We start from the raw sequence: 12,704 nt of genomic DNA on the forward strand, positions 1-12,704 counted from the left end.
GCCCCCCCCCCCCCCCCCCCCCCCCCCCCCCCCCCCCCCCCCCCCCCCCCCCCCCCCCCCCCCCCCCCCCCCCCCCCCCCCCCCCCCCCCCCCCCCCCCCGCGGCGTCTCCCGTCTCCGAGGGCCCGTTCCTCGTCGTCGGGCTGGGCAACCCCGGTCCGGGCTACGCCGGCAACCGGCACAACGTGGGCGCCATGGTGCTCGCCGAGCTGGCCGCCCGGGCCGGGGTGAAGCTGTCCGCCGGCAAGGGCCCGCGTTCCCGCGCGCTGTCCGGTGAGGGCCGCCTGGCCGGCCGCCGGGTCGTCCTGGCCGTGCCGCTGACCTACATGAACGAGTCCGGGAGCCCGGTGCGCGGGCTGCTGGACTACCACCACCTCCCCGCCACCGACCTCGTCGTCGTCCACGACGAGCTGGACATCGCCTTCGAGGCGGTGCGGCTCAAGCGCGGCGGGGGAGAGGGCGGCCACAACGGCCTGCGCTCCATCACCCGCTCCACCGGCACCAAGGACTACCTCCGCGTCCGCGTCGGCATCGGCCGCCCGCCCGGGCGCCAGGACCCCGCCGACTTCGTCCTCAAGGACTTCTCCGCCACCGAGCGCAAGACGCTGGACCTGCTGATCGCGGAGGCGGCCGACGCCACCGAGCTGCTCCTCGAACGCGGCCTGGAGGCCGCGCAGAACGTGGTGCACCCCCGCAGCTGAGATCACCGGTCACCCCCGGCCGGTGCAGACGGGTGACTCCCGCGTCCCAACGGGTGAACGTCCCCCCGGTGGTTTGCCACCGACTGTGACTTCTTGTGATCGTCACTGTGCGTTGCCGACAGCGCCGGTCCTGGGTCATCTGCACCCGTTCGAGCGGCACTCCCCGGCAGCGCCCACACGCTGAGTGACCGAGACCGATCGCCTGGGGGGAACGTTGTTGCTGCTGCGCACCGAGTCCACGGAGGCCGTCGCCAGTCTCGTGCCCGCCCCCCGGGGGGAGGGTGACGCACGCGTTCCCCAGCCGGCCCCCGCCCCACGGGCGGCCCGCGCCGGGGTCGTCTGGGTCCGCCGTCACCGGCGGCGCCTGGTCGCCGTCGAGGCGACGCTGGCCGCCGTCGCCGGCGCCGCCGTGCTGGTCGCCCGGGACGGCGCCACGGGCGGCGCGCTGTGGTGGGCGTGCCTGTCGCTGGTGGTCGTCTGGCCGCTGCTGCTGGGCGCCACCGGAGCGCACCAGGAACGGTTCCTGGGGGTGGGCAGCGACGAGTTCCGCCGGATCGGCCGCGCCGGCCTGCTGCTGCTCGCCGGCCTCGGGTTCGTCAGCTACGCAGCCGCGCTCGAGCTGAGCCGGGCCCTGGTCGTCGTCGCCGTCCCGCTGCTGACGGTCACAACCCTCGTCGCGCGGTACGCGGCCCGCCGGTGGCTGCAGCGCCGCCGCCTGCGCGGGGAGTGCGTGAAGCGGGTGGTCGTCGTCGGCCGCGGCGGCGCCGCCCTGGAACTGGTCGACCGGCTGCGCAACACCGGCCACGCCGGGCTCGAGGTCGTCGCGCTCTGCGTCACCCCGGCCGACCGGAGCCGGGTGGCGCAGGCCGCCGACCTGCCGGTCGCGGGCCTGGACGACGTCCTCGCGACCGCCGCGCTGACCGGGGCCGACACCATCGCGGTGACGTCGGCATCCGAGACCGCTGCCCAGTACCTGCGGTCGCTGTCCTGGCAGCTGGAGGGCACCGGCCTGGAGCTGCTCGTCGCCCCGGGACTGGTGGAGGTGGCCGGTCCGCGGCTGCACATCCGCCCGTTCGAGGGGCTGCCGCTGCTCGCGGTGGAGCAGCCCCGGTTCGAGGGGTGGCGGCGGGTGGTCAAGGGCGCACTGGACCGCTCGGTCGCGCTGGCCGCGCTCATCGCGCTGGCCCCGGTGTTCGCCGTCCTCGCGGTGGCCGTGCGGCTCTCCGGCCCCGGCCCGGTCTTCTTCCGCCAGCAGCGGGTGGGTGTCGGTGGCGCGGAGTTCACCATGCTCAAGTTCCGCAGCATGGTCGACGGCGCCCACCGCCAGGTCGCCGGTCTCTCCGACGGCAACGACGCGGACGGCCTGCTGTTCAAGATGCGCTCGGACCCCCGGGTCACGCCGGTCGGGCGGTGGCTGCGCCGGCTCTCCCTGGACGAGCTGCCGCAGCTGGTCAACGTGCTCACCGGGTCGATGTCGCTGGTCGGGCCGCGCCCGCCGCTGCCGGAGGAGGTCGCCCGCTACGACTCCTCGGTGAGCCGCCGTCTGCTCGTCCGGCCCGGGCTCACCGGACTGTGGCAGATCTCTGGTCGCAGCGACCTCTCCTGGGAGGAGGCGGTCCGGCTGGACCTGCGCTACGTGGAGAACTGGTCGCTGGCGCTGGACGCCCAGATCCTCTGGAAGACCGCCCGCGCGGTGGTCTCCGCGTCCGGTGCCTACTGACCGATCCGACCGACCCGGTCGGGTGACGGCGCCCCCGGCGGGGCTTCCTCCCTCCGGGTGACGGCGGTGTCGCAAAGGGCGACTCCGGCGTCCGGTCGGGAGATGGTCGGTCCTGGAGCGGCCGGTCCAGCTACCGGCCAAGCGCGTCCGGGGCCGTCCCGGACCGGCACGAGGCACCCCCGTTCGAGGGCGCCGAACCCCACCACGGGAGAAACGGAGCTGCAGACCATGCCATCCAGGAGGTCGGACCCGCTTCGCATCGCGCTGGTGGGGACCCGTGGGGTCCCGGCCCGGTACGGCGGCTTCGAGACAGCCGTCGAGGAGGTCGGCCGCCGGCTGGCCGACGCCGGCCACGACGTCGTCGTCTACTGCCGGACGGCGGCCGACCAGCCTCGCCCGGCCACCCACCTGGGCATGCGCCTGGTGCATCTGCCCGCGCTGCGCCGCCGCTCGCTGGAGACGCTGAGCCACACCGGGCTGTCGGTGGCGCACCTGCTCACCCACCGGGTCGACGCCGCCGTGGTGTTCAACGCCGCCAACGCCCCCTGGCTGCCGCTGCTGCGCGCCGCCCGCATCCCGGTCGCCACCCACGTGGACGGCCTGGAGTGGAAGCGCGCCAAGTGGGGCGGGGTCGGCAAGCGGTACTACCGGGTCGTCGAGGCGCTGTCGGTCCGCTGGTCCGACGCACTGATCGCCGACGCGCAGGGCATCGCGGACTACTACCGCGACGAGTTCTCCGCGCCCACCGAGCAGATCGCCTACGGCGCCCCGAAGCTCGACGACCCGGCCGAGGACAAGCTCGCCGCGGCCGGCCTCACCCCCCGCGGCTTCCACCTGGTCGTGGCCCGCTTCGAGCCGGAGAACCACGTCGACGTCATCGTCGACGGGTACCGGCGCAGCGACGCCCAGCTCCCGCTCGTCGTGGTGGGCTCGGCCCCCTACGCCGACGACTACACCCGCCGCGTGCACGACCTCGCCGACGACCGCGTGCGGTTCCTGGGCGGGGTCTGGGACCAGGAGCTGCTCGACCAGCTCTACCGGCACTGCCACACCTACCTGCACGGTCACTCGGTGGGCGGCACCAACCCCTCGCTGCTGCGCGCCATCGGCGCCGGGGCGGCGACCATCGCCTACGACGTCTCCTTCAACCGCGAGGTGCTCGAGACCAGCGGCCGCTACTTCCGCACCGCCGGCGACGTCGCCGCCGCGCTCGCCGGCTCCGAGGCCGACGTGGCCGGCACCCGGCGGCGGGGCAAGCGCGCCCGGCTGCTGTCGGCCCGCTACGACTGGGACCACGTGGCCCAGGCATACGAGGCGCTGTGCCAGCGGCTGGCGGCCCGCGACTTCCCGCGGTCCCGGCCCAGCGGCCGGCGGCTGCGGCTCGGCCCGGCGGCTGCTCCGGGCGAGCCCGTCACCGCCGTGCCGCGGCCGGCGGTGTCGCCGACCCCCCGCACGCCGACCGAGTACCCGCAGCGCCCGTCGTCCCCCGCGGCGGCCGACTCCTCCTCCGCACGGTCGGCCGGGGCATGAGCGAGATCCTGGAACGCCCGGCGGCGCCGGTCCCGGCCGACCGGCCCCGACCGGGCGAGGAGACGCTGCGGGAGACGCTCCGCCGACTGGGGGCGGCGCAGAAGGGTGCCAAGGGCGCCCCGGCCTACTCGCGGTTCGTCAACCGCAAGCTCGGCCGGTTGCTGGCGGCGCTCGCCTTCCACGCCCGGCTCACGCCGAACGCGGTGACCGGTCTCAGCGCCCTCTGCACCTTCACCGGCATCGCGGTGCTGGCCCTGGTCCCGGCGTCCTGGGCGCTGGGTTTCGCCGTGGCCGTGCTGCTGGTCGTCGGCTATGCACTGGACTCCGCCGACGGTCAGCTGGCGCGGCTGCGCGGCGGCGGCTCCCCGGCGGGTGAGTGGCTGGACCACATGGTCGACGCGCTGAAGATCGCCAGCCTGCACCTGGCCCTGCTCGTCGGGCTGTACCGGTTCGAGTCGGTGGAGCGCGGTGCGTGGCTGCTGCTGCCTCTCGGGTTCTCGGTCGTGTCGGTGGTGCTGTTCTTCGGCACCCTGCTCAACGAGTCGCTACGCGCTCAGCACGGCGCCCCCACCCGGGCGGCCCGGTCCGACGCCCGGCCCAGCGTGCTGCGCTCGCTGCTCGCCGTGCCGACCGACTACGGCCTGCTCTGCCTGGTGTTCCTCCTGCTGGGCGCGCCGGCACTGTTCCTCACCGCCTATGCGGTGCTGCTCCTCGCGACGGCGGCCTACCTGGCCCTCGCAGTGGTCAAGTGGTTCACGGAGATGGGCAGGTTGTCACGATGAGCGTTCCCCCCACGGTCGACGAGTCCACGGACGGCGCGGCTCCGACCGGCCGGCGGCGTCGCCGCGCGGTGATCGCCGCGCTCGCCGTCCTGGTGGTCGCTGCTCTCGTCGTCCTCGGGGCCGTGATCACCGGCGACGACGACGGGACGGCCACCCCTGACGGGACGTCGAGCTCCGCGGCGGAGTCGGTCCCCACGGACGGCTCTGCCGATGGCACGGCCGGTGCCGAGCCGTCCGAGCCGACGGCGGCAGCTCCGGAGGAGGCTCCGACCCCCTCGACGGGCGCCAACCCGGCAACCCCACCGGCCGACTCGGCTGAGCTCCCGCCGGCACTGCCGGTGGTATCCCTCGACGAGCCGGTCGTGGTGGACGGGCTGACTGCGTCCCTGTCCCTGATCGAGGCCATCGAGGGGCGCGCCACCGGCCCCGGGGACGTCGCCGGCCCGGCCGTCCGGGTGACCGTGCGGATCGACAACCCCACCGACGGCGAGCTCTCGCTCGACGGCGTCTCGGTCAACCTGTTCCACGGGCCGGACCGGACCCCCGCCTCGCCGCTCGCGGACCCGTCGCGTTCACCGTTCGGAGGAACGCTGCCCTCGGGCGATGCGGCTGAGGGCGTCTACGTCTTCAGCGTGCCCACCGACGCCCGGTCCGACGTCACCGTCGAGGTCGGGTACCGGGCGGGAGCGCAGCTGGCCGCTTTCACCGGTGCGGTCAGCTGACCTGCCCGGTGAGCACGTGCGCGTGCCGTGCCCGCGGCGCGCGCCCTCGGCTGACTGTGAGGCTGGCCGGGTCAGTCCGTCGGTGATGGGCTGACGGCCGGCAGTGGTGGGCGGCGTGCCCCTTGGTCTGACTGGCTTCGCCTTGCATCGGACCTGTCCGCCTGCTGCTGCCGGCACCGGCCCGGCCGGAGACGTTGGCCTGATCAGGAGCTTGACCGCCAGTGGCTGCTGGCGTGTCTCATCACAGTCCTGCCATCTCCGCACCGGACCGTGACCTGCTGCGTCCCCCGGTCGAGGAGGAGAACGCATGTCCATGCCGGCAGAACTGGTCGAGGTCGTCATCGGCGTCGACACCCACAGCCAGACCCACACCGCCGCGGTCCTCGACGCCCGTGCCGGTGGCGTGCTGGCGCCGGCCTGGCCCGCCACCTGGCCGCCGTCGAGGAGATGGTGATCGAACTGGACCGGCCCAAGCGCTCGGCCCGGCGGCCGGTGCCGAGTCTGGCTCGATCGATGCCGAACTCGCCGCCTGCGATCCGCTGGCCCGCACCCGACTGGACCAACCCGAGACCGGCGCAGAGCGGGCCGCACTGCATGTGCGCCTGACCGCCCGGCGGGCCGCAGTCGAGGCTGCCACCGCCGGCCAGCGGCAGCTGCTGGCGATGGTCATCACCGCTCCAGAGCCGGTGCGGGCCCGGTTCCGCTGCCAGACCACCGGCGCCGTGATCGCTACCGTTGCGAGACTGCGGCCGGGCGCCAGCGGCGGGGACGCGGAGGCGTTCACCGCACTGACCGTGCTGCATGACCCGGCCCGGCGCATCCGCTTCCTCAAGGCTGAAGCACTCGATCACGAGGGCCATCCGCGCGATCGTGGGGTCCTGGCGGCCGGACCTGCTGGAGCTGACCGGAGTCGGTCCCATCGCCGCCGCCACCGTGCTCACCGCCTGGTCCCACCCGGCCGCTGCCGGAACGACGCCGCCTTCGCCATGCTCGCCGGCACCGCCCCGATCCCGGCGTCCTCGGGCAAGACCGTGTCCTACCGGCTCAACCGCTGAGGTGGCCGCCAGCGCAACCGGGCCCTGCACACCGTGGTCCTCACCCGGCTGCAACGCGACGAGCGCACCCGCGCCTACGCCGACTGCCGCCGCGCCCGCGGCAAGACCGACCGCGAGATCAAGTGCTGCCTCAAGCGCTACATCGTCCGCGAGCTCCACCGACGCCTCGAATCACCACCAGTCGTTCGCGCGTCGGGCGGCGTTCCCACGCCCTCCGCCGCTGGCGGTCCTGAGCGATCGCTGAAAGTAGCTGATTGAGTACAGTGAGTTCGAAATCCTCACCGACGGGTGGCGACCGGCACGGAGCGTCACTGGGTCGGGGGATCCCGACCCCTCATTCATCACGCTTAGTGTTCAGGAGCTGCTCTCGGCGTTGGCCAGAGCGACCTCTGGATCGAGTGGGGAAACTGAATGTCTGCACGAGCGACCGAAGCGACGAGGACGGTCCTGGCAGGACTGCTCAGCCTCCTGTTGTTCGCCGGTTCGGTCGGTGGGTTGGCCACCGGCACGGCCCGCGCGGACTCGGCCCCGCTCGACCCGGCGAATCCCGCGACACCGACCACCGTGACCGCCGATGCGCTGCCGACCGTGCAGATCAACGGCGTGGTGTGGTCGCAGGTCGTCGTCGGGAACACCGTCTACGCCGCGGGCCAGTTCAGCCGGGCGCGGCCGGCCGGCGCGGCCGCCGGCACCCAGGAGACGGCGCGGGGCAACCTGCTCGCCTACGACATCCGCACCGGTGAGCTGATCACGTCGTTCGCACCGAGCCTCAACGCCCAGGCGCTGGTGGTGGCCGCGTCCCCGGACGGGTCGCGGATCTACGTCGGCGGTGACTTCACGCAGGCGGACGGCCAGCCCCGCAACCGGGTCGCTGCGTACAGCACCTCGACCGGCGAGCTGATCGGCGACTTCCGCCCCAGCGTCTCCAACCGGGTGCGGGCCATCGCCGCCACGAACGACACGGTCTACCTGGGCGGCAACTTCGCGGCGGTCGGATCCGTGAGCCGCAACCGGCTGGCCGCGGTCTCGGCAGTCGACGGAGCGCTGCTGCCCTGGGCGCCGCAGCCGGGTGTGGGATCGACCGACGGGAACCGCGACGGCAACCTCAGCACCAGCAACGAGGTGATGGCCCTGGTCCTCACCGGAGGCGGCGCCCAGGTGGTCGCCGCTGGCCGCTTCGACTCGCTCAACGAGGTCAAGGCCACCGGCGTCGGCGCGCTCGATCCGGTCAGCGCCGAGACGCGGCCCTTCGCCGTCAACCAGCTGATCACCAACCAGGGCATCAACGCCGCCATCTGGAGCCTGTCCACCGACGGGACCACCGTCTACGGCACCGGCTACGACTACTTCGGCCCCGGCAACCTGGAGGGTTCCTTCGCCGCGGACGCGGACGGTGGCACCGTGCAGTGGATCAACGACTGCCGGGGCGACAGCTACTCCAGCTTCCCGGTCAACGGTGCGCTCTACGCGGCCACGCACGCCCACGACTGCAAGAACATCGGCGCCTTCCCGGAGCAGAGCCCGCGGGTGCACAAGTACGCCACGGCCGTGAGCCTGCAGGCCACCGGCACCGCCGGGTCCCACACACTCCGCAACGCCAACTTCCAGGGGCAGCCGACCCCCTCGCTGCTGCCCTGGTTCCCGACCATGACCCCGGGCAGCTACACCGGGCAGTACCAGGCGGGCTGGAGCGTGGCCGGCAACGGCGAGTACGTCGTCTACGGCGGGGAGTTCCCGCGGGTCAATGGCACCGGACAGCAGGGACTGGTCCGGTACGCGTTGCCGACGAACGCACCCAACCGGGTCGGTCCCAGCTCGGCCGGCCTGACCCCCACTGTCGTGTCGTTCGCCCCGGGCGTCGCCCGGGTCGGCTGGACCGCCACGAGTGACCAGGACAACGAGAACCTGACGTACCGGGTCTACCGGGACGGTGACACCAGGACGCCGGTGTACGAGGTCACTGCGGCGTCCACGTGGTGGAACACGCCGGCGATGAGCTTCACGGACGTCGGCGTCACCGGCGGCGGGCACACCTACCGGGTCAGTGCCGTCGACCCGGTGGGCAACCAGGTGAACGGGTCCTGGACGGCGGTCGAGGTGCTCGAGGGCGCCGCTGCCGAGCGGCCCTACGGCGACACCGTCCGCGCCGACGGCGCCCAGCACCACTGGCCGCTCGGCGAGCCCAGCGGGACCACCGGCTACGACTACGCCGGCTCCGCAGACCTCACGGTGGGCTCCGGTGTGGTCCACGGGCAGGAGGGCGCCATCTCCGGCGACCTCGACACCGCCTACCAGTTCGGCGGCACGAGCGACGGTCTGGCGGCCACCCGGGCGGCGGTCCCCGCACCGGACACCTTCACCACCGAAGCGTGGTTCCGGACCACGACGACCCAGGGCGGGAAGCTGATCGGTTTCGGCAGCGCCAGCACCGGCATCAGCAGCAACCGGGACCGGCACGTCTACATGGACCTCGAGGGTCGGGTCCACTTCGGTGTCTACGACGGCGCCCGGCGCTCGATCAACGGCTCCGAGGTCTACAACGACGGCGAGTGGCACCACGTCGTGGCGTCCCTGAGCCCGGCCGGCATGAGCCTCTACCTCGACGGGGCGCTGGTCGGCTCGCGTGCCGAGGTGACAGCCGGGCAGAGCTACAGCGGCTACTGGCGCATCGGCGGGGACCGCGGCTGGGTCGGGGACGACTGGTTCACCGGCCAGATCGACGAGGTCGCGATCTACCCGACCGCGTTGTCGGCAGCCCAGGTCGCCGACCACCACACCCTGGGTTCCACCGGCGAGTCGGTCAACGTCGCCCCCACGGCCGCGTTCACCTCCACGGTGGCGGACCTGACCGCGTCGTTCGACGGCTCCGGCTCCACCGACATCGACGGCACGGTCGAATCCTTCGCCTGGGACTTCGGCGACGGGGCGACCGGGACAGGGGCGACGGCGACCCACACGTACGCCGCCGCAGGCACGTACACGGTGACCCTGACCGCCACCGACGACGGCGGTGCCACCGCTGCGCGGACCGGGTCGGTCACCGTGACCGACCCGCCGCCGAACCAGGCGCCGACGGCGGCGTTCTCTGCGACGGCGGCCGGTCTGTCGGTGTCGGTGGACGGGACGGCCTCGGCGGACACCGACGGCACCGTGGCTTCCTACGGCTGGGACTTCGGTGACGGGTCGACCGGCAACGGGGCGATGGCGGAGCACACCTACGCTGCCGCGGGTTCCTACGAGGTGACGCTGACGGTGACCGATGCGGACGGTGCCACCGGCTCCGCTGCGGAGACGGTGACCGTGACGGAGGCCGTCGCACCGCCGGTCCTGGCCTCGGACGCCTTCGGGCGGACCATCAGCGGTGGGCTGGGCACGGCCGATGTCGGCGGCGAGTGGGTCGTCAGTGCCGGCGGAGCCCGCCAGTCGGTGCGACCGGGGGCGGCGGCGCTGGACATGACGTCGGGCACCAACACGGGGTCGTACCTGACCGACGTCTCGCAGACCAGCGCCGACCTGCGGACCGCGATCTCGCTGTCGGAGGTGCCGACCGGCGGTGGTGCGTTCCTCTACGTGCAGCCCCGTCGGCTGGGCACCAACCAGGAGTACCGGGCTCGGGTCCGCGTCCTGGCAGACGGCACCGTGCGGGTGGCCTTCACTCGGCTGTCGGGCTCGGCGAGCGAGACCATCATCGGTGGTGAGCAGCTGGTCCCCGGGCTGACCTACACCGCAGGCACCGTGCTGAACCTGCGGGTCCAGGCAGTGGGCACCGGCACGACGGAGCTGGCCGCGACGGTGTGGGCGGCGGGCTCGGATGAGCCGGTGGAGCCGACGGTGACCCGCACCGACTCCACCGCGTCGCTGCAGGCAACTGGGTCGGTCGGCCTCTCCGGCTACCTGTCCGGCAGCGCGACCGCGCCGGTCGGTGTCCGGGTCACCGGCTTCACCGCGGTGCCCGTGGGCGCATCGGAGCCGGCGCCGGAGAACGTGGCGCCGACCGCGGTGTTCAGTTCGGCGGTGGCCGGTCTGGCGGTGTCCTTCGACGGTGGGGCGTCCACCGACGTCGATGGCTCGGTGGCCTCCCACGGCTGGGACTTCGGTGACGGGGCGACCGGGACCGGGGCGAGCGTGGACCACGTCTACGCCGCGGCGGGGACGTACCCGGTGACGCTGACGGTGACCGACGACGATGGCGCGACCGGCACGGTCGTGGAGTCGGTGACGGTCACCGAGCCGACGGAGCCGACGGAGCCGACGGAGCCGACGGAGCCGACCGAGCCGACGGAGCCGACGGAGCCGACCGAGCCGACGGAGCCGACGGAGCCGACGGAGCCGACGGAGCCGACGGAGCCGACGGAGCCGACGGAGCCGACGGAGCCGACCGAGCCGACGGAGCCGGCTGTCGTGGTGGCCGACTCCTTCGACCGGACGGTGTCCGGTGGGCTGGGGACCGCGGACGTGGGTGGCGCGTGGAGCGTCCAGTTCGGTGGTGCCCGGCAGTCGGTCAGCCCGGGGGCGGCGACGCTGCAGCTGGGGGCGGGCGGGCACAACACCGGTTCGTTCCTGCCGGAGGTGAGCCAGACCAGCGCGGACGTGCTGGCCACGCTGGCCGTGGACGGTGCGCCCACCGGTGGTGGTACCTACGTGTACGTGACCGGGCGCCGGGTCAGCGCGACCGAGCTGTACCGCGCCCGGTTGCGGTTCCTGACCGATGGCACCGTGCGGGTGGCGATCACCCGGCTGGCCGGCTCCTTCAGTGAGACCCTCATCGGCGGGGAGGTCGTCGTCCCGGGCGTCAGCTCGGCACCGGGCACCCCGCTGCACGTGCGGCTGACGGCGGACGGCACCGGTACCACGGAGCTGGCCGCGACGGTGTGGGCCGCGGGCACCGACGAGCCGGTGGAGCCGACGGTGACCCGCACCGACTCCACCGCCTCCCTCCAGGCGGCCGGCGGCGTGGGCATCTCCGCCTATCTCTCGGGCAGTGCGACGGCGCCGGTCGGCGTCCGGTTCACCGGGCTGACCGCGGTCCCCGTAGGTGCAGCTGCCCCGGAGCCGGAGCCGGAGCCGGAGCCCGAGCCGGTGAACGTGGCGCCGACCGCGGTGTTCAGTTCGGCGGTGGCCGGTCTGGCGGTGTCCTTCGACGGTGGGGCGTCCACCGACGTCGATGGCTCGGTGGCCTCCCACGGCTGGGACTTCGGTGACGGGGCGACCGGGACCGGGGCGAGCGTGGACCACGTCTACGCCGCGGCGGGGACGTACCCGGTGACGCTGACGGTGACCGACGACGATGGCGCGACCGGCACGGTCGTGGAGTCGGTGACGGTCACCGAGCCGACCGAGCCGACGGAGCCGACGGAGCCGACGGAGCCGACGGAGCCGACCGAGCCGACGGAGCCGACGGAGCCGACGGAGCCGACCGAGCCGACGGAGCCGGCTGTCGTGGTGGCCGACTCCTTCGACCGGACGGTGTCCGGTGGGCTGGGGACCGCGGACGTGGGTGGCGCGTGGAGCGTCCAGTTCGGTGGTGCCCGGCAGTCGGTCAGCCCGGGGGCGGCGACGCTGCAGCTGGGGGCGGGCGGGCACAACACCGGTTCGTTCCTGCCGGAGGTGAGCCAGACCAGCGCGGACGTGCTGGCCACGCTGGCCGTGGACGGTGCGCCCACCGGTGGTGGCACCTACGTGTACGTGACCGGGCGCCGGGTCAGCGCGACCGAGCTGTACCGCGCCCGGTTGCGGTTCCTGACCGATGGCACCGTGCGGGTGGCGATCACCCGGCTGGCCGGCTCCTTCAGCGAGACCCTCATCGGGAGCGAGGTGACCGTCCCCGGTCTGGCCTACACGCCCGGCACCGGGCTCCAGGTCCGCTTCCAGGTCTCCGGGACCGGCACCACGGAGCTGTCGACCACGGTCTGGGCAGCCGGCAGTGACGAACCCGTCGAGCCGACGGTGACCCGCACCGACTCCACCGCCTCCCTCCAGGCGGCCGGCGGCGTGGGCATCTCCGCCTACCTGTCGAGCAGTGCGACGGCGCCGGCCGCCGTCCGGTTCACCGCGTTCGGCGTGCAGGCGAGGGGCTGACCACCGCGGGGGGGGGGGGGGGGGGGGGGGGGGGGGGGGGGGGGGGCGGGCCGCGGCCGCGCGGCCGGGCGGGGCGCACGTCCCCCGGCCCGGCGGCGGGGGCGGCCGCGTGTGGGG

General features: G+C 74.0%; 9 protein-coding genes. All 9 read left to right on the plus strand.

What is annotated here, in order from left to right:
* The first annotated feature begins 142 nt into the window (after window positions 1–142).
* The 9 genes from pth to ACI79U_RS20905 all read left to right on the plus strand — a co-directional run bounded on the left by pth (window position 143) and on the right by ACI79U_RS20905 (window position 12,587).
* Entirely contained in the window at window positions 143–700 is a 558-nt protein-coding gene (gene pth, locus ACI79U_RS20865) for an aminoacyl-tRNA hydrolase (protein WP_457072182.1), read from the plus strand.
* Between the two features lie 184 nt (window positions 701–884).
* Window positions 885–2,420, plus strand: coding sequence for a sugar transferase (locus tag ACI79U_RS20870; RefSeq protein WP_457072180.1), 1,536 nt, complete (start codon window positions 885–887; stop codon window positions 2,418–2,420).
* Window positions 2,421–2,687: 267 nt separating this feature from the next.
* On the plus strand, window positions 2,688–3,950 hold the full coding sequence (locus ACI79U_RS20875; protein WP_457072178.1) for a DUF1972 domain-containing protein: 1,263 nt from the start codon (window positions 2,688–2,690) through the stop codon (window positions 3,948–3,950).
* Entirely contained in the window at window positions 3,947–4,732 is a 786-nt protein-coding gene (locus ACI79U_RS20880; protein ID WP_457072176.1) for a CDP-alcohol phosphatidyltransferase family protein, read from the plus strand. Before ACI79U_RS20875 ends, ACI79U_RS20880 begins: the two co-directional genes overlap by 4 nt.
* Window positions 4,729–5,454, plus strand: a complete 726-nt coding sequence (locus ACI79U_RS20885) for a hypothetical protein (protein ID WP_457072174.1) — start codon at window positions 4,729–4,731, stop codon at window positions 5,452–5,454. The genes ACI79U_RS20880 and ACI79U_RS20885 overlap by 4 nt, the downstream gene beginning before the upstream one ends.
* Window positions 5,455–5,761: 307 nt before the next feature.
* Window positions 5,762–5,908, plus strand: coding sequence for a hypothetical protein (locus ACI79U_RS20890; RefSeq protein WP_457072172.1), 147 nt, complete (start codon window positions 5,762–5,764; stop codon window positions 5,906–5,908).
* A gap of 142 nt (window positions 5,909–6,050) precedes the next feature.
* A complete protein-coding gene (locus ACI79U_RS20895) occupies window positions 6,051–6,509 on the plus strand; it encodes a hypothetical protein (RefSeq protein ID WP_457072170.1) in 459 nt (152 codons plus the stop codon).
* 33 nt (window positions 6,510–6,542) lie between these two features.
* On the plus strand, window positions 6,543–6,767 hold the full coding sequence (locus ACI79U_RS20900) for a hypothetical protein (protein ID WP_457072168.1): 225 nt from the start codon (window positions 6,543–6,545) through the stop codon (window positions 6,765–6,767).
* Window positions 6,768–7,073: 306 nt separating this feature from the next.
* Window positions 7,074–12,587 (plus strand): PKD domain-containing protein, encoded by a 5,514-nt coding sequence (locus tag ACI79U_RS20905; RefSeq protein ID WP_457072697.1) that lies wholly within the window; start codon window positions 7,074–7,076, stop codon window positions 12,585–12,587.
* Window positions 12,588–12,704: the final 117 nt, after the last annotated feature.

The organism is Modestobacter sp. SYSU DS0904, assembly GCF_054051115.1.